Here is a 16250-nt window from a genome sequence, read left to right as displayed (position 1 = left end):
GCGCGAGCAGGAGCCGGATCCGGACACGCCCGGGCCCTGCGGCGGGGACGGCGCGAACGTCACCGCGCTCGTGCGTCAGGGCGATTCACGTACTCGGTCGCAAACCTGCGGATCTCGTCCTTCTTCGGGTGCGCGGACAGCTCGGGATAGACATCCCAGAGCACGTCCTTGATGAAGACGCCGTACTCGGGAGTACCCGGCTCGATGGATGGACGATGTCGCTTCAGGTGCTCGCGGAGGATCGCCTCCCCCTCGCTCAGCGCCGGCTGGCCCGGCGATCCGCCGGGAGCAGGCGGCTCCCTGCTGCACGCCGCCACCACGGCCAGCGAACCCATCGCCAGGAGGGGCCACTTCATCATGACGTCGCCCGCCGCGCCTCACTTCCCGAGGTCGGCGAGCGCGGCCCTGGCGGCGTTGTGCCCCGCCGCGCCGATGACCGACCCGGCCGGGTGCGTGCCGGCGCTGCACGAGTAGAGCCCCGCGAGCCCGAACCGGTACGGCACGCGATCGGCGAAGCCGAAGCCGTTGTCGATGTGGTGGATGTGCCCCCGCGTGATCCCGAAGTGCCGCTCGATGTCCGGCGGCGCCAGCGTGAACGTGTCCAGCACGAGATCCGACATCCCCGGCGCGAAGCGGTCGCAGATCGACAGGAGGTGCTTCACGTACCGCGGCGCGGCCTCGGCCCACGTCTCGCCGCCCGCGAGCGCGTAGGGCACCCACTGCACGAAGAGCGCGGCGTTGTGGTGGCCCTCCGCGTCGCGCAGGCTCGGATCGATCGGCGTGTGGAAGTACCACTCGATCGCGGGGAACTCGGGGAGGCGCCCGCTCATCGCGTCGCGGTGGGCCTGCCGCAGCGTGTCCATCACGACGTCCTCGTCCGGCAGGAGGTGGATCGTCGGCCCGAACTGCCCGCGATCCTCCGGCAGGCACGTGAACCTGGGCAGGCCGGTCAGCGCCATGTTGACCTTGAGCGTCGAGCCGTCCCTCGCGAGCGCGTCGAGCCGCGACGACAGCGCCGCCCCGATCGCCGCCTCGCCCGCCAGCGCGCGGGTGCGGAACGGATCGGCGTTCGACACGACGACCTTCGCGGCGATGCGCGTCCCGTCCTCGAGCAGCACGCCGGAGACGGCGCCCCCGGACGACTCGATCTGCGCGACGCGGGCGCCGGTGACGATCGTCGCGCCCTCGGCCCGCGCCTTCTCGGCGAAGAGGCGGCTGACCGTGCCCATCCCGCCCTCGACGATCATCCACGTCCCGTCCGCGCCGGGGAGGCGGCACATGTTGTGGACGAGGAAGTTCATCCCGGTCCCGGGCGTGTCGAAGCCGCCCGCGAGCCCGGAGAAGGCGTCGGTCACGGCGTACATCGCCGCGAGGAGATCGCTCTTCCAGCCGAACCGCGCGAGGTACTCGGCGATCGTGCCCCGGCAGAGCGCCACGAACGTCTGCCGGAGGGCGGGGCGCACGTACCGCTCCGCGGTCTCCTCGATGGAGAGCGGCTCCTCGAGCCATGTCGGGGCGATGTCGTCCCGGAGCGCGGCGAGCTCGGCCTGGAGCGCGCTGTTCGCCTCCCAGTCCTCCTGGGAGAAGAACTCGAGGAACTGCCGCTTCATGGCGGCCTGATCCGAGCCGAAGAGCAGGTAGCGCCGGTCGGTCGTCGGGACGAAGTAGTGCGGATCGCGCCGCCGGAGGGGCAGGTCGACGCCGACCTCGCGGAGCAGCTCGGGCGGGGCGAGCCCGAGCAGGTAGGCCCCGCTCGACACGCCGAGCCCCGGCGCCTTCGCGAAGGGGCGCTCGGTCTTCACCGCGCCGCCGACGGCGTCCTTCTCCTCGAGCACCACCACGTCGAGCCCGCGGCGGGCGAGGAGGACGGCGGCGACGAGGCCGTTGTGGCCGGCGCCGACGATGACGATGTCGGCCCGGGCCGGAGCTTCACTGCGTTTCACGGGGCACCTCCAACGTTGTGCGCGTCCTCAGCCGCGGCCCGGCGCGCCGGCGCCCGGGCCACGCGCGAGGTGTTGCACGGATGGCGCGGCGTGGAGAGGCTTTTCGCGCCCAGGAAGCCTGACGAGCGCGCCGCGACGGCCCGAGATCCGCCGCGTCCGGGGCAGTTTCCAGCCTGTCCGCCGCCCCAGCGCGCGGGCCGCGCGCGCCGTTGCTCGCCCGGTCGCGGCGGCGATCACCGCTCCGTGGACGGCGCCGGCGCCTGCGCCTCCCACGCGGCGGCGATCTCCTCGGCGATCGCGCGCACCGTCAGGGGCGCCGAGCCCTCGGCCTTGTTGTTCACCAGCACGAAGCTCCCCATGCCCAGCGCCGCTGCCTCGCACACGATCCGCGCGACCTCCGCGCGCATGGCGGGGTCGGGCTCGACCACCCGGTCGAACGGGTGGAACCGCCGCTGCTCCGCCTCGTAGCGGCGCCCGGGCTTGAGCAGGAGCCGCACGAGCGCGAACGGGGCGTTCGAGACGGGCACCACGGCCGCCTGCGCCCCGGGCGTCGGCATGGTGCGAAAGTAGCTGTAGGTATGGGCGACGCCGCGCGCGCGGAGGATCTCGCCGTACTCGCCGGTGAGGTACGCGCGCTCCCGGATCTCGACGGCATAGGTGAGCTCGCGCGGCAGCGCGCCGAGGAAGGCGTCGAGGCGCTCGAAGAACGCGCGCGGCGGGAGCCGGTGGGACGCGCCGACAGGGGGCAGCTCCAGCAGAACAGGCCCCGCGTGGTCCCGGAACGTCGACAGGAGCGGCGCGGCGACGCGCGAGAGGAAGAGCGGCACGGACAGGAAGTCCGGGTTCGGCTCGACGTTCGCGCGGTCCGAGCCCTGCGCTCCGCCGTCGCCCTCCTCGCGCGGCGTCGGCCCTCGCTGCCGCGTCTGGGAGACGACGGCGTGCAGCGTCTTCGTCACGCACCGGAAGCCGTCCGGGAGCTGCGCTCCATAGCGGCGGAAGTCGCTGTCGGGGATGGGGGCGTAGAAGCTCCTGTCGATGCCGACCGTCGTGAGCAGCGGGTGCCGGGCGTACTCGGCCAGGCCGTCGCGCGCGAGCTCCTCCGTGCTCTGCCGCCGGGCGTAGACGAGGCCCTGCCAGCCCGGGAAGCTCCACGAGCTCGTGCCGAGGAGCACCCCGCGCGGCAGCCGCGCCGCGACGCGGGCGGCGTCTTCGTAGACCGCCGCCATCGCGTCGGGCTGGCCCGGCGCGGGCGCCTCCGCGGCGGCGGGGGCCGGCGCTGGATCGAACAGCGAGAGCTGCATGGGGGAGGCGCCACGGCGCCCAGGCGAGCGGCTCACCCGCGCGATTGTACGTCCTCTGGCCCTGTCCGGCGGCACTGTCATCGCCGCCCGCGCACCTGGACGGATCGCGGCGCATTGCGCGCACTGCCCGGGCATTTCCACCAGGAATATCCCGCAGCTCCCGGGGTAGAAGCACCTGACGTGCTGCGCCGCTTCGCCCTCGTCCTGCGCACCCTGATCTCGACGGCCGGCAAGGACGCCGTCGCTCGCGCAATGCCGCTCTACATGGCGCTCGGCCTCGTCGTGGCGGTCGTCTTCGGGGGCAACGGGATGCACCCCTCGCAGCTCACCGGCCTCGCGGGCGCGTCGCTCCCGTTCCGGATGGCGCTGTGGGCGGTGTGGCTGCTCGTCGCGATGCCCGCCGCGCGCGCGCTGCTCCGCGCGCCGGCGACCTTCTTCCTCCGCGCGCTGCCCGTCCCGCGCGCCCAGCTCCTCGCCGCGCACGCGCTGCTCCTCGCGGTCGCCGAGCTCCCCTGGGTGGCGCTCTGGGCGATCGGCGTCGGCGCGATCGACGGCTGGGCCGCCGGGGCGCTCGCCGGCTGCGCCGCCGGCGCCTCGGCCGTCGCGGCGCACGGGATGCTCCTCGCCCGGCCGCGCGGCGCGCGCGAGCTCGCGGCCCTCGCGCTGCTCGCAGGCGCGATCGTGCTCGGGGCGCCCTCGCTGCCCCTGCTCGCCTGCGCGGCGCCGGCGCTCGCCGTCGGGCTGCGCGCGGCCGTCGTGCGCGCGCCGGAGATCCCTGCCGGCGGCGAGCCCTCGCTCATCCCGTCCGGCGCGCCCGTCCTCGGCGGCGCGCTCGCCTCGCTCGCGCTCGCCTACCTGGCGGCGGTCGTGCGCGGGCATCGCGCGGTGCTCGTGCGCGGCCTCGCGCTCGCGGCGCTCGGCGCCTTCGTCGGATCGGCCTGGGCCCGGAGCAGCGGGCCGCTCGCGGACGAGCCGCTCGCGGCGGCGTCGCTCGTCGCGCTCGCGCCGTTCTCGCTCTTCGTCGGCGCCGGCCTCGCCGGTCCGGTGCTCCGCGAGGAGCGGCGGATCGCGTGGCTGCTCGACGCCTGCGGCGCGGCGGCGCCGCTCAGGGCCGGCGCCGCCGCCGCCGCGGTCGCCGCGCCGGCCGTCGCGCTCGCGCTCGCGCACGGGGCGGTGGTCGGCGCGACGAGCCGCGCGGCGCCCGTCGCGGCGCTGCGCCTGCTCGGCGGCGCGGCGCTCGCGGGGCTGCTCCTGTCGGGCGTCGCGCTCGGCTGCGTCCGCTGGTCCGAGCGGCAGGACGGCCGTGACAGCAGCCGGGTGCTGCTCTCGGTGTTCGTCGCCGTCGCGGCGGCGACCGCGACCGCGTGGACGCTGGGCGAGCTCGCGCTCGCGGCGTGGGCTCCCGCGGCCGCGCTGCTCGCGGGCGGGCGCTGGCTCTCGGGGCGCCGCGCGCGCGGCGCAGCGGCAAGGGGGAGGGTGGGGTGGTGATGCTGGAAGCGACGGGGATCCACAAGCGGCTCGCGGGGAGGGACGTGCTCTCGGGCGTCGACCTCCGCTGCGGGCCCTCGGACGTGGCGGTCGTGATGGGCGACAACGGCGCGGGCAAGTCGACGTTGCTGCGGATCGTCGCCGGGCTGCTGGAGCCCGATCGCGGTGCCGTCATGCTCGCCGGCGATCCGATCCACGGCGGCGGGGCCGCGGCGCGGCGGCGCCTCGGCTTCGCGCCCGACGCGACAGAGCCGCTGCCCGATCTCCAGGTCTCCGAGCTCTGCGCCCTCGTGCGCGCGTTGAAGCAGGCGCCGCCGCTCGATCACGCGTGGATCGAGCGGATCGGCGCGGGCGCCTTCTACCGGCAGCGGCTCTCCGGGCTGTCGTTCGGCCAGCGCAAGCGCGCGCTGCTGCTGGCCGCGCTCGTGGGCGACCCGTGGCTCCTCGTGCTCGACGAGCCAACGAACGGCCTCGACGCCGAGGGCGCGCGTGCGGTGGTCGAGCTCATCGCGCAGCGCCGCGCCGAGGGCAAGGCGACGCTCCTCACGACGAACGACCCGGCGCTCGCCGCGGCGCTCGGGGCGCCGCCGTACCGGCTCCGCGCCGGCCGGCTCGTCGCGGGCGGGGCGGTTCCCGGTGCAGCCGACGTCGTCCTGGCAGGGGGAGCGCCGGAGGGAGATCGCGAACGATGAGGCGGCGCGCTGCGCGCGGCCGCCGCTCGGCGAGCGGCTAGCGCCCGCAGACAGCTCGCTTCACGTCGTCGCTCGCCTTCTCTCCGCCCAGCACCAGGGACGCGAGCCGCTGCGCCTCCTTCGCCCCGGAGCAGTCGTCAGGCTCGTTCGGCGCCCTGTTCAGCAGGGCATCGATCTCCCGGGAGGAGCCCTTCGCGTGCTTCTTGAGGCAGAGGATGGGCCTGTCCTCGTGAACGTAGTACCTGAACTGCGTTGTGCTGCTGATCGTCTCCGGCCGGTCCGGGGTGCTGTTCGGGGCCCAGAACCAGCCGCCCGTGTCGTACAGAATGAAGACGACCTTGCCTTGATCATAATAGAAGCGGTGGACCGACTCGTTGTGTCCCGGCCCGCCGAACTGCACCTCTGCGATCGAGACCGCGCCGTCCTTCCGGTGGAGCCGGACCTCGCCGCCGCCCTCGCCCCCCGCGCACTCCAGGCGGAACGCGCTCTTCTCCAGGCTCTTGTCGGCCTGTATCTCCTGGTATCTCTTGCGGATCCTGTCGATGCGCGGATCTGCCGACGCGGCCTCGGCGGCGCCGGGGCTCGCGGCGTCGCCCGGCGCGCTCGGGGCCTCCGCTCGAGACGGCGTGGGGGCCGCCGACATCGTGGCCGTCGCGGCGGGCCGAGCTCCGCCGTCGCCGGCGGAGCCCGCGGGCGCCGTCGGGGAGGACGAGCCAGGTGCGAGATCGCCGCGCCCGCAACCGAGGACGAGCAGCGGGAGCGCGAGGGCGATCGCCGATCGCGTCTTGATGAGGACAGTCATGCTCTGCTCCGGGTCGGATCCTCGTCGGGGCTCGCAGGCAGCGGCAGCAGCCGCAGCACCCGCGTCTCGCGCTGCGCGCGGCCCTCGAGATCGAGCGATGTGGGGACCAGGTAACGCGCGAGCTCCTCGACGCCTTCCGTGGGGCAGTAGGCGCGCCCCGGGTCCCCGACGAGCACGGCCGCAGCGTCGCTGGCCTGGCGGCGCAGCCACGGGAGCACGCGGTCGACCATCGCGCGCTCGTAGCAGACGTCGCCCGCCACGATGACGTCCCACGCGCCGCTGGCGGCGCTCGCGGTGAGGTCGCCCGTGATCACGTCGACGGCGACGCCGTTCAGCGCCGCGTTCAGCCGGAGCGCCGCGGCCGCGAACGGATCGATGTCCGCGGCGACCACGCGCGCCGCGCCGGCGCGGGCCGCGGCGATCGCGACGACGCCGCCGCCGGCGGCGAGGTCGAGCACGCGCTTGCCGGAGACCGCGGCGGGGTTGTCGAGCAGGTACCGCGCGAGCGCCTGCCCGCCAGCCCACGCGAAGGCCCAGTAGGGCGGCGGCACGCCCGCGCGCTCGAGCGCCGCCTCGGTCGCGTGCCACAGCGGCGTGACCTCTGTGGCGAGGTGGAGCCGCACCTCGGGCACGAACGGCGGACGCGCGACCGCCGTCTCGCGCTCCACGAACGTCGCGGCGCGCTCGTCCGGGGAGAGCGCCCCCGCCGGCGGAAGGGACGACGCCGTCCGCGCGGGCCCCCGCGTCACAGCGCCTCGAAGATCCGCAGCGGATCGGCCACGCGCGCGTCGCCGCCCACGGCTACCGCGCCGCGACCCGCGCTTCCGCCGCGCGCAGCGTCGTCTCGAGGAGCGAGGCGATCGTCATCGGGCCGACGCCGCCGGGCACCGGCGTGATCCACGCGGCGCGCTCCCTGGCGCCGTCGAAGTCGACGTCGCCCACCAGCTTTCCCGCCTCGTTGCGGTTCAGGCCGACGTCGATCACCGTGGCCCCTTCCTTGATCCACGCGCCGCGGACGAGCCCCGGCCTGCCCGCGGCCACGACGAGGATGTCGGCCTCGCGGCAGAGCGTCTCCAGATCCGGCGTGCGGGAATGGGCGATCGACACCGTCGCGTGCTGCGCGAGGAGGAGCGCCGCCGTCGGCCTGCCGACGAGGTTGCTCCGCCCGACGACCAGCGCGCGGGCCCCGGCGATCTGGACGCCCGCCTCGGCGAGCAGGCGCATGCACCCCCGCGGCGTGCACGGCGCGAGCGCGCCCGGCCGGCCCATCGCGAGCAGCCCCGCGTTCACCGGGTGGAGCCCGTCGACGTCCTTCGCGGGATCGATCGCGTCGAGCACGCGCTGCTCCCGGATGTGCCCCGGCAGCGGGAGCTGGACGAGGATCCCGTCGACGGCGTCGTCCGCGTTCAGCTCGGCGACGCGCGCGAGCAGCTCGTCCTCGGTCGTCGTGGCCGGGAGCGTGAGGAGCCGTCCCCGGATGCCGACCTCGTTCGACGCCTTCTCCTTGTTGCGCGTGTGCGTCACGCTGGCCGGATCCTCGCTGACGAGCACCACGTCGAGGCCAGGGGGCCGGCCGTGGGCGGCCGTGAAGCGGGCCACCCCGTCCCGCACCTCGCCGCGGACCTTCTGTGCGATCGCCTTGCCGTCCAGGATCTTCGCTGCCACGGCCGCGGAGCTTAGACCACCCGCCGCCATCCCGGGAGCGCGGCGTGCGGAACGCGACCGCCGGCACGTCGCCCGCGCGATGTTCAGGTTGACCCTTACGTCCAGCGTCTCTAGCCATGAGCGGTGGACGCGCTGCACACCGACCTCTACCAGCTCACGATGGCGGCGGGGTATTTCCACCGCGGCATGACCTCGCGCGTCGCGACGTGCGAGCTCTTCGTGCGGCGGCTGCCAAGGCACCGCCGCTTCCTCGTCGCGATGGGGCTCGACCGGGTCGTGCGCTACCTCGAGGGGCTGCGCTTCACCGACGAGCAGATCGCCTACCTCGGCGCGATCCCCGCGCTCGCCGACGCGATGACGCCGGCGTTCGCGGACTACCTGCGGAGCTTCCGCTTCCACGGCGACGTCTGGGCCGTCCCCGAGGGGACGGTGTTCTTCCCGAACGAGCCCGTCCTGCGGGTCACGGCGCCGCTCATCGAGGCGCAGCTCATCGAGACGTTCGCCCTGTCGGCGATCAACCACGCGACGGCGATCGCGTCGAAGGCGGCGCGCGTCGTCCTCGCCGCCGGCGACGCGGGCGTCATGGAGTTCGGCACCCGCAGGACCCACCCGGAGGCGGCGGTCGACGCGGCGCGGGCCGCGTACGCGGTCGGCTGCGTCGGCACCTCCAACGTCGAGGCCGGGATGCGCTTCGGCATCCCGGTGCTCGGCACGGCCGCGCACATGTGGACGATGGCCCACCCGACCGAGGAGGCCGCGTTCGAGAGCTACGTCTCCGTCTTCCCGAGCGCGGCGATCCTGCTCATCGACACGTACGACACGCTCGTCGGCGCCGCGCGCGCGGCGGCGATCGCGCGCGACAAGCTGAAGGGCGTGCGCCTCGACTCCGGCGACCTCGGCGCGCTCAGCGTGGCCGTGCGCAGGATCCTCGACGCCGCGGGGTGCGCCTCGGCGAAGATCGTCGCCTCGGGCGATCTCAACGAGCACCGCATCGCCGAGCTCCGGCGCGCCGGCGCGCCCATCGACCTCTACGGCGTCGGGACGGACCTCGTGACCTCGATCGACGCCCCCTCGCTGGGCGGCGTCTACAAGCTCGTCGAGATCGGCGGCGGCGATGGGAGGAGCGCCGCGGGCGAGCGCACGCCGATCGCGAAGTTCTCGGAGGGGAAGGCGACCCTCCCGGGCGCGCACCAGGTGCACCGCTTCCGCGACAAGGCCGGCAAGCTCGCGCGCGACGTCATCGCGCTCGACGGCGAGCCCCTGGGCGCCGGGGCCGAGCCGCTGCTCGCGCCCGTGATGAAGCGCGGCGCCCGCGTCGCGCCGCCCGAGGGCCTCGACGCGGTCCGGGCGCGCGTGCGTGAGCAGCTCGGCGCGCTGCCGGAGGCGCTGCGGCGCATCGACGACGACCCCGCGCCGGGCGCGCCGTTCGCCGTCGAGGTGTCGCCCGAGCTCGGCGCGCTCGTGGAGACGGTGCGCGCCCGCGTCGTCTCCGGCGCCAGCTGACGGGCGAGGCGCCGCCGCGCGCGCGGTCGTGACGCGACATTCACGCGAGAGGAGAGAGGACATGGCGAGTGGCAACGGGACCGGGCGGTCGTCGCCTCCGAGGGTGTTCGTCGACGTCGACGTGCAGCGGGACTTCTGCGAGGAGACGGGCGCGCTGTACGTGAAGGGCTCGCCGAACGCGCTGTTCCGGAGGCTGACGGAGCACGCCGTCGCGCGCGGGATCCCGATCGTCGGCTCGGTCGACTCGCACGCGTGGGACGCGTGGGAGTTCGGGTCGAACGACACGCCGGCCCCCGAGGGCGAAAAGCCGGGCTTCCCGGATCACTGCGTGAAGGGGACGCCGGGCTGGCTGAAGGTCGAGGGGACGCTGCCGCCGCGCTTCCGCTTCATCCCCAACGTCCCGGACGCGCCCATCGACGCCGCGGTGCGCGAGCTCGCGACAGGGAAGACCCACGGCGTCTACTTCGAGAAGGAGGTCTACAGCCTCTTCGCGAACCCCCTCGCCGAGCGCTTCCTGCGCGAGCTCGCGGCGGCGCTCGGCGGCGCGCCGGAGTTCGTCGTGTACGGCGTGGCGACCGACTACTGCGTCCGCGCCGCCGCCCTCGGCCTCGCCCAGCGCGGCTACCGCACGACGCTCCTGACCGACGCCGTCGCCGGCATCACCGAGGCCGGCGTCGCCGCCGCGCTCGCCGAGACGAAGGCCGCCGGCGTCACCCTCACCACGTCGTCGGCCGTGCTCGGCTGACGGGGCCGCGGGGCGGCGCGCCTCCGGGGAGGCGCCCCCGCGGCCGCGCCGTCAGCCGCCCGCGGGCGAGCCCGAGCCCGTCGGGTCCGGGTCGCTCGGGTCGCCCTGGGCGCGCAGCGACGCGCACAGGTCGACGAGCGGCTGCGGCTTGTCGAAGTGCCACCCCTGCGCGTAGTGGATGCCCATCGACGTGAGCAGATCGGCGATCTCCTGGTTCTCCACCTGCTCGGCCACGGTCTTGATGCCGAGCGTGTCGCCGATGCGGTGCACCGACTCGACGATCGCGCGGTGGAGCGAGTTGTCCTGCAGATCGCGCACGAACATGCCGTCGATCTTCACGTAGTCGACGGGCAGGCTCTCCAGGTAGCCGTACGACGCGTGCCCGCTGCCGAAGTCGTCGATGGCGAAGCGGCACCCCATGGCGCCGAGCTCCTGCATGAACCAGAGCACCTCGCCGAGGTTGGCGAGCGCCGCCGTCTCGGTGATCTCGAAGCAGATCTTGCTCGGCGGCACCTGCGCGCGGTGGAGCTGCTCGACGAGGAAGTCGAGGAGGCCCTCGCGCAGGAGCGACACGCCCGACAGGTTGATCGAGCACGTGTCGAGGCGCCGCAGCGCGTGCTGCGGCAGCGCGCCGATGAGCCGGAACGCCTGCCGCGCGACGTAGCGATCGATGACGTGGATCAGGCCGCTCTGCTCCGCCGCCTGGATGATGCCGACCGGCGAGTAGAACCGGCCGTCCTCGCCGAGCTGCCGCACGAGCACCTCGAAGTGCGCGCCGCGCGGGGTGTGCGCCGCGCCCGGCTTGACGAGCGGGTGGATGCCCTGGGAGTAGAGCCTGAGCCGCCCCTCGGCGAGGTGGCGCTGCAGGCTCGCGACCCACTGCATCGAGCGCCGGCTCGTCGTCATCTGCTGGTCGTCGAGGTAGACCTGCAGCCGCCCGCGCCCGTTCTCCTTCGCGATCCGGCAGGCGTGATCCGCGGCGCCGAGCACGTCGACCGCGCGCTCGAAGTGCGGGGTCAGCACCACGAGCCCGATGCTCGCGCCGATCGAGAACGTCTTCTCGGCCCACCCGAACCGGAACTCGAGGAGGCAGATCTGCAGGTCGCGCGCGATCCGCTCCGCCTCGCGCTCGCTCTTGTCCGCGAGCAGGAGGACGAACTCGTCGCCGCCGATCCGCCCTGCAGCGTCCTTCGGTCCGACGATCTCGTGCACGCGCGTCGCGACCCACTGGAGCAGGTCGTCGCCCGCCTCGTGCCCGCACGTCGCGTTGACGAGCCGGAAGCGATCCAGGTCGATGTAGCAGAGCGCGTACGGCGTCCCGTTCTTCCGGCAGTCGTTCAGCGCCTCCTCGATGCGATCGATGATCGCGTACCGATCGAGGAGGCGCGTCAGCGCGTCGTAGCGAGGCTTGGCCGGGTGGATCGGCAGGGGCCCCGGCATGCCGAGCTCGCGGAAGAGGATGATCTGCCCGGGCGGCTGCGGCGGCTTCGAGTCGCGCTGGCCCTCGCGCCCGGGCCGCCCCGCGAGCGTGTTGCCGACGAGCGTGTTGATCGTGTGGAGGATCGGGATCACGGATCCGTCGCGGCGCTCGAGCAGCGCCGTGTACCGCCCCGCCTGCGGCCTGCCCGCGGCGCCCGCGTCCGGCGGGGCGAGCGGCGCGCCCGGCGTGCGCAGCGCGCCCTCGTCGATGATCACCGGAGAGAGCGGCACCACCGGCTCGCGCCGTGGCGTGAGCGCGGGCGGCGCGGCCTTCGCGGGCGCGCCCTCGTCGAACAGCTCGGTCATCTCTCCGACGTCGATGTCCGGCTCTCCGCTCGTCGTCCCCGCCGCCGGGATCAGCCGGAGCACGCGATCGAGCAGCGCGCCGCGCGCCTCGACGATCGACCAGCCGGTCAGCCGCTCCGCCGCCCCGTTGAAGCGCACGACGCGCCGCTCGGCGTCGATCTCGATCACGCCGACGTCGATCTCGGACAGCCACGCCGCGAGCTGTTTGTCCGGCGAGCCACGGTGCGCGTCCGAGCGATCGAACGTGGCGTGCAGGCTCGACTCCGGCCGGTCTTCGATCTTTGCCACCACCCCGTTATGGTAGTTGTATTCCCGGAGAAGCGGACTTCTTAAGCGCCGACGGCGAGGAAACTCACGGCCGCTGCCTCGCTGGGGTAGGCTCGTGGCCATGGGTGGTCACGAGGAGAACACGCACCTCCACAGGGCGCCGCGCGCCCGCGCCGCCGCGCTTTCCCCGACATCGCAGCGGTTTCTCGCCCTCGGCCCGAGCTCTCCGGGCCATGAGGCGGGGGAGGTAGAGAATGGTGCGACGCGTCACGACGGCGCGCCGCGAGCGCCGGGCGACGGCGCGGCGCGGTCCGCCCGCGCGAGGGGTTGAGGCGCGATGGGCTTCGTCCTGTTCGGGCTCACGGGCGGCCTCGGCTCCGGCAAGAGCACGGTGGCCGCGCGCTTTCGGTCGCAGGGGCTCCCGGTCATCGACGCCGACGCGCTCGCGCGCGAGGTGGTGGCGAAGGGGACCGAGGGGCTGGCGGAGGTGGCGCGCGCCTTCGGCCCGGAGGTGTTGCTGCCGGACGGATCGCTCGATCGCGCGCGCCTCGCGGCGGTCGTGTTCGCCGATCCGGAGAAGCGCCGGCAGCTCAACGCGATCGTGCACCCGCGCATCACCGCGCTCACCCTGGAGCGCGCCGCCGCGCTCGAGGCGCAGGGCGAGCGGCTGGGGTGCTACGAGGCGGCGCTCCTCGTCGAGAACCGCGTCGCCGACATGTTCCGCCCGCTCGTGGTGGTCGCGGTGCCCGAGGCGGTGCAGATCGCGCGCGCGATGGCGCGGGACGGCGCCACCGAGGACGAGGTCCGCGCCCGGCTCGCGGCGCAGCTCCCGCTCTCCAGCAAGGTCGCTGTCGCCGACCACGTCATCGACAACGCAGGCGATCGCGCCGAGACCGAGCGGCAGGCCGACGAGGTGCTCGCCGCGATCCGGGCGAGGTTCGGCGCCCCCGCCGGCGCCGCCCGCCCTGGATCCGGCCGGGGCGCCTGACGTCGCCTCGCCGGGGCGCCTGACGTCGCCTCGCCGGACCGCCGGACGTCGCCTCGCCCGCCGGACGCCGCCTCGCAGGACCACTGACTTGATGCGCAGTGCCCGGCGTGGAAGTCTCGCGACCGGCCGATGACGTCGTTCAAGTCGAAGCTCGCGCGGCTCGGGCCGCTCCCGACGGAGCAGCGCGGCGGCGCGCCGCTCGCGCCCGCGCCGCTCGCGCCGGAGCCGCTCGCCCGCGGCGGCGAGGCGGAGGACGCCGCGCGACACGCCGCGCCGCCGTCTGCGTGCGGCGCGGCGCCGGCGGCCCAGCTCGCGGCCGCGCCCCCGGCGGCCGGCGGCGCGCGGCCGTCGCTCGACGAGCTGCGCGAGCGCATCTCGCGCATCGTCGCCCGGGGCGCGCCGCCGACCCCCAGGGCCGACCCGTCGCGCGGCGAGCTCCCCTTCCATCTCGAGCAGACGCCCGGCGGGCCTCTCTACGTGAACCGCACCCGCTCGCTCGCGGCGGCCCGCGTCGGCCGCGCGCCGCTCGTCGCCGCGCGCGACGCCGACCCGGCGATGCTCGCGCTCCTGGCGCTCGACCCGGCGCTCGCCGGCTGCGACGTGCGCCGCGCGCTGTTCCTCGACACGGAGACCACCGGCCTCGCCGGGGGCACCGGCACCGTGCCGTTCCTCGTCGGCCTGGCCTGGTTCGACCCGGGCGCGGCCAGCGCGGGTCCGCTCGGCGAGCCCTCGTCCGACGGCTTCATCCTGGAGCAGCTCCTCCTGCGCCGCCTCGGCGAGGAGGAGCCCATCCTGCGCCGGCTCGCCGAGCGCCTCGCCGAGGCCTCGATGATCATCACGTACAACGGCAAGGCGTTCGACATGCCGCTCCTGCGCACGCGCTACGTGATGAACCGCCTGCCGCCGCCGCCGGAGCTGCCGCACCTCGACCTCGTCCACGTCGCGCGCCGCATCCACAAGGCGCGCCTCAAGACGCGCACCCTCATCGCCCTCGAGCACGACGTGCTCGGGCGGGTGCGCGTCGGCGACGTCCCCGGCGGCGAGATCGTCGCCTGTTACGCCCACTTCCTGCGCACGGGCGACGAGGAGGCGCTGCTCGGCGTGGTCGAGCACAACGCCGCCGACGTGCTCGCGATGGTCGCGCTCGTCGGCCTCTACGGCGAGCCGCTCGGCAGCCTCGCCGCCGGCGATCTCGCGGGCGTCGCCGCGACGCTGCGCAGGGCGGGCGCGCTCGAGCGCGCGGCCGAGCTCGCGGACGCGGCCGTCGAGCGCGGGGGCGGCGCGGCGGCGCGGCGCGCGCGCGGCGACATCGCGAAGGCGCGCGGCGACAAGGCGCGGGCGCTCTCCGACTACGAGGCGCTCGCCGCCGAGATCGACGACCCCGCGGTGCGCCTCGAGCTGGCGAAGCTCTACGAGCACCACGTCCGCGCGTTCGCCCGCGCCCTCGAGCTGGCCGACAAGGGCACCTCCGAGCCCGAGCCCGCGCAGGCGCGCCGCCGAGCCCGCCTGCAGCGAAAGATCGACCGCCGATCCGGCGGCGCCGGCGCGCTCCCCCTGCCGTTCGAGCCGTCCGACGGCGCCGGCGCGCGCCCACGGGAGGGGGGCGCCGCGGCGCCGCCGCGCGAGGGCGAGGAGTGAGCGGGCTCCTGTCTCCTGTCTTCGCGCTGGCGGGGCCCCGCGGGACAGCGGGCGGCCGGGGGGCCGCCGGGAGCCTGGGCGAGCCCATCGAGAAATCCATCGGTCCGGCTTCTCGCCAGGGCGTGCGTGGGCTAGGGTGGGGGCGATGATTACCGTCGGCTGCGCCGGTTTCCCCGTCCCAGCGACGCGCTATTTCCGCGAGTTCATGTTCGTGGAGGTGCAGGAGACCCATGTGTCCCTTCCGGGACCTGGAACGATCCGGCGCTGGCGGCGCGAAGCTCCGGTCGGCTTTCGTTTCGCCCTGCTCGGTCCGCGTGAGATCGGGCAGGAGGGGTTCCGGGACGGAAAGGTCATTGAGACGGCGCTGAAGAGCATCGAGGCCGTCGCAGACGAGCTCGAAGCGAAGAGCGCTGTCTTCGTCGGCCCCCCGGAGTTCACGCCGACGCGCGCGAACAAGGCGATCCTTCGCGACTTCCTGGTGAACGTGAAGAAGCGCTTCGACCGCGTCGTCTTCGAGCCGCCGCCCGGGTGGGATCCCGACGAGAGCGACGAGCTCACGCAGGAGGTCGGCGCGCTCGCCGCGCGCGATCCGCTGACCGCGGGGCTGTCGCGCCTGAAGGTGGCCTACTACCGCCTGCACGGTCCGGCGGGGCACAAGTCGCGCTACGAGGACCCTGCGATCGAGCGCCTGGCGGAGATCGCGCGCGGCGCGAAGCACGACGACGCGACGTACGTGTTCACGAACGTCGACATGTTCGCCGACGCGAAGCGCTTCAAGAAGGCGATGAAACTGTAGCGTGGCGCGGCCAGGAGATGGGGGCCCCTCCGTCTGGCTGGACATGCCCTCCAGCGCTGGCCCGATCCATGCGTCCGGCAGATCTGCTAGGCTGCTGCGCATGACCTTCCCGGCCGAAGAGCTCCTCGACGAGGCGATGAAGCTCCCCGAGAGCGAGCGGCGCGTCTTGGCGCTGCGGCTGCTGGAGAGCGTGGGCGACGAATCGCCGGAAGAGGTCGAGCGCGCATGGGTCGAGGAGGCCCGGAAGCGCCTCGATGACATCCGGTCGGGGCGCTCTCAGCCCGTCCCCTGGGCCGAGGCCCGCGGGCGCATCTTCACCCGAGGCTGAGGTGCCTCGCCGTCTTCTCGTCCTCGCGACAGAAGCAGAGCGCGAGGCCCACGAAGCGTTCCTGTGGTACGCCGCGCGCGACCCGAACGTGGCCGAACGCTTCGAGGCCCAGGTTCTCGCAGCGTTCGACCGCATCGCCGACGCGCCTGAGCAGGGCCTCGAGATCGACCCCGGCGTCCGGCGCCTGCTGCTGCAGCGATTTCCGTACGGATTGCTCTACGCCGTCGAGCCTGATCGCATCGTCGTGCTCGCCGTCATGCACCTCCGCCGCCGTCCCGGGAGCTGGCGAAGCCGGGGCCGTTGACCTCG

At 74.5% G+C, this 16250-nt stretch carries 16 protein-coding genes; 9 read left to right on the top strand and 7 right to left on the bottom strand.

The genetic code is table 11. From position 1 onward, the window contains the following. Positions 1–59: 59 nt before the first annotated feature. The 3 genes from WMF24_RS19415 to WMF24_RS19405 all read right to left on the bottom strand — a co-directional run bounded on the left by WMF24_RS19415 (position 60) and on the right by WMF24_RS19405 (position 3244). The gene (locus WMF24_RS19415) at positions 60–359 is read right to left on the bottom strand and encodes a hypothetical protein (protein WP_437737920.1); all 300 of its coding nucleotides are present in this window, start codon (positions 357–359) and stop codon (positions 60–62) included. Between the two features lie 18 nt (positions 360–377). Then, complete coding sequence (locus WMF24_RS19410; protein WP_437737919.1) at positions 378–1943, bottom strand: phytoene desaturase family protein; 1566 nt, start codon at positions 1941–1943, stop codon at positions 378–380. 233 nt (positions 1944–2176) lie between these two features. Beyond that, positions 2177–3244, bottom strand: coding sequence for a DUF72 domain-containing protein (locus WMF24_RS19405; protein ID WP_437737918.1), 1068 nt, complete (start codon positions 3242–3244; stop codon positions 2177–2179). Positions 3245–3424: 180 nt separating this feature from the next. On the opposite strand from WMF24_RS19405, the gene WMF24_RS19400 reads away from it, so the two are divergent. Continuing rightward, positions 3425–4732 carry a hypothetical protein gene (locus WMF24_RS19400; protein ID WP_437737917.1) on the top strand — a complete coding sequence of 436 codons (1308 nt, stop codon included), beginning with the start codon at positions 3425–3427 and terminating at the stop codon, positions 4730–4732. Further along, a complete protein-coding gene (locus WMF24_RS19395) occupies positions 4732–5424 on the top strand; it encodes an ATP-binding cassette domain-containing protein (protein ID WP_437738822.1) in 693 nt (230 codons plus the stop codon). The genes WMF24_RS19400 and WMF24_RS19395 overlap by 1 nt, the downstream gene beginning before the upstream one ends. A 37-nt stretch (positions 5425–5461) precedes the next feature. Here WMF24_RS19395 and WMF24_RS19390 read toward each other — a convergent pair whose 3' ends face one another. Genes WMF24_RS19390 through folD form a run of 3 tightly spaced genes read right to left on the bottom strand, consistent with a single transcriptional unit; the run spans position 5462 to position 7891 of the window. Beyond that, positions 5462–6226 carry a hypothetical protein gene (locus WMF24_RS19390; RefSeq protein ID WP_437737916.1) on the bottom strand — a complete coding sequence of 255 codons (765 nt, stop codon included), beginning with the start codon at positions 6224–6226 and terminating at the stop codon, positions 5462–5464. After that, positions 6223–6975 (bottom strand): class I SAM-dependent methyltransferase, encoded by a 753-nt coding sequence (locus WMF24_RS19385; RefSeq protein WP_437737915.1) that lies wholly within the window; start codon positions 6973–6975, stop codon positions 6223–6225. Before WMF24_RS19385 ends, WMF24_RS19390 begins: the two co-directional genes overlap by 4 nt. A 52-nt stretch (positions 6976–7027) precedes the next feature. Further along, positions 7028–7891, bottom strand: a complete 864-nt coding sequence (folD, locus tag WMF24_RS19380; RefSeq protein WP_437737914.1) for a bifunctional methylenetetrahydrofolate dehydrogenase/methenyltetrahydrofolate cyclohydrolase FolD — start codon at positions 7889–7891, stop codon at positions 7028–7030. A 123-nt stretch (positions 7892–8014) separates the two neighbouring features. Between folD and WMF24_RS19375 the strand changes: the two genes are divergently transcribed. Together WMF24_RS19375 and WMF24_RS19370 are read left to right on the top strand one after the other, a co-directional pair. Next, entirely contained in the window at positions 8015–9394 is a 1380-nt protein-coding gene (locus tag WMF24_RS19375) for a nicotinate phosphoribosyltransferase (protein WP_437737913.1), read from the top strand. 61 nt (positions 9395–9455) lie between these two features. Continuing rightward, positions 9456–10139, top strand: coding sequence for a cysteine hydrolase family protein (locus WMF24_RS19370; protein WP_437737912.1), 684 nt, complete (start codon positions 9456–9458; stop codon positions 10137–10139). 51 nt (positions 10140–10190) lie between these two features. On the opposite strand, the gene WMF24_RS19365 is transcribed toward WMF24_RS19370, so the two are convergent. Then, entirely contained in the window at positions 10191–12212 is a 2022-nt protein-coding gene (locus WMF24_RS19365) for an EAL domain-containing protein (protein WP_437737911.1), read from the bottom strand. Positions 12213–12528: 316 nt separating this feature from the next. On the opposite strand from WMF24_RS19365, the gene coaE reads away from it, so the two are divergent. The 5 genes from coaE to WMF24_RS19340 all read left to right on the top strand — a co-directional run bounded on the left by coaE (position 12529) and on the right by WMF24_RS19340 (position 16245). Beyond that, a complete protein-coding gene (gene coaE, locus WMF24_RS19360; RefSeq protein ID WP_437737910.1) occupies positions 12529–13179 on the top strand; it encodes a dephospho-CoA kinase in 651 nt (216 codons plus the stop codon). A 129-nt stretch (positions 13180–13308) separates the two neighbouring features. Further along, a complete protein-coding gene (locus WMF24_RS19355; protein WP_437737909.1) occupies positions 13309–14817 on the top strand; it encodes a ribonuclease H-like domain-containing protein in 1509 nt (502 codons plus the stop codon). A gap of 145 nt (positions 14818–14962) precedes the next feature. Then, complete coding sequence (locus WMF24_RS19350) at positions 14963–15613, top strand: DUF72 domain-containing protein (protein WP_437311521.1); 651 nt, start codon at positions 14963–14965, stop codon at positions 15611–15613. A 100-nt stretch (positions 15614–15713) separates the two neighbouring features. Continuing rightward, entirely contained in the window at positions 15714–15941 is a 228-nt protein-coding gene (locus tag WMF24_RS19345) for an addiction module protein (protein ID WP_437737908.1), read from the top strand. Next, the gene (locus WMF24_RS19340) at positions 15868–16245 is read left to right on the top strand and encodes a type II toxin-antitoxin system RelE/ParE family toxin (protein WP_437737907.1); all 378 of its coding nucleotides are present in this window, start codon (positions 15868–15870) and stop codon (positions 16243–16245) included. Before WMF24_RS19345 ends, WMF24_RS19340 begins: the two co-directional genes overlap by 74 nt. Positions 16246–16250: the final 5 nt, after the last annotated feature.

It is taken from the genome of Sorangium sp. So ce1335 (assembly GCF_051521615.1).
Taxonomy (GTDB): domain Bacteria; phylum Myxococcota_A; class Polyangia; order Polyangiales; family Polyangiaceae; genus Sorangium.
This window is presented reverse-complemented; position numbering and strand designations above follow the sequence as displayed.

Bases quoted from the DNA above. Each gene is read 5' to 3' on its own strand.
- WMF24_RS19340 (WP_437737907.1), top strand. From the start codon at position 15,868: ATGACATCCGGTCGGGGCGCTCTCAGCCCGTCCCCTGGGCCGAGGCCC.
- WMF24_RS19345 (WP_437737908.1), top strand. From the start codon at position 15,714: ATGACCTTCCCGGCCGAAGAGCTCCTCGACGAGGCGATGAAGCTCCCC.
- coaE (WP_437737910.1), top strand. From the start codon at position 12,529: ATGGGCTTCGTCCTGTTCGGGCTCACGGGCGGCCTCGGCTCCGGCAAG.
- WMF24_RS19415 (WP_437737920.1), bottom strand. From the start codon at position 359: ATGATGAAGTGGCCCCTCCTGGCGATGGGTTCGCTGGCCGTGGTGGCG.
- WMF24_RS19355 (WP_437737909.1), top strand. From the start codon at position 13,309: ATGACGTCGTTCAAGTCGAAGCTCGCGCGGCTCGGGCCGCTCCCGACG.
- WMF24_RS19395 (WP_437738822.1), top strand. From the start codon at position 4,732: ATGCTGGAAGCGACGGGGATCCACAAGCGGCTCGCGGGGAGGGACGTG.
- WMF24_RS19370 (WP_437737912.1), top strand. From the start codon at position 9,456: ATGGCGAGTGGCAACGGGACCGGGCGGTCGTCGCCTCCGAGGGTGTTC.
- WMF24_RS19390 (WP_437737916.1), bottom strand. From the start codon at position 6,226: ATGACTGTCCTCATCAAGACGCGATCGGCGATCGCCCTCGCGCTCCCG.
- WMF24_RS19405 (WP_437737918.1), bottom strand. From the start codon at position 3,244: ATGCAGCTCTCGCTGTTCGATCCAGCGCCGGCCCCCGCCGCCGCGGAG.
- WMF24_RS19350 (WP_437311521.1), top strand. From the start codon at position 14,963: ATGATTACCGTCGGCTGCGCCGGTTTCCCCGTCCCAGCGACGCGCTAT.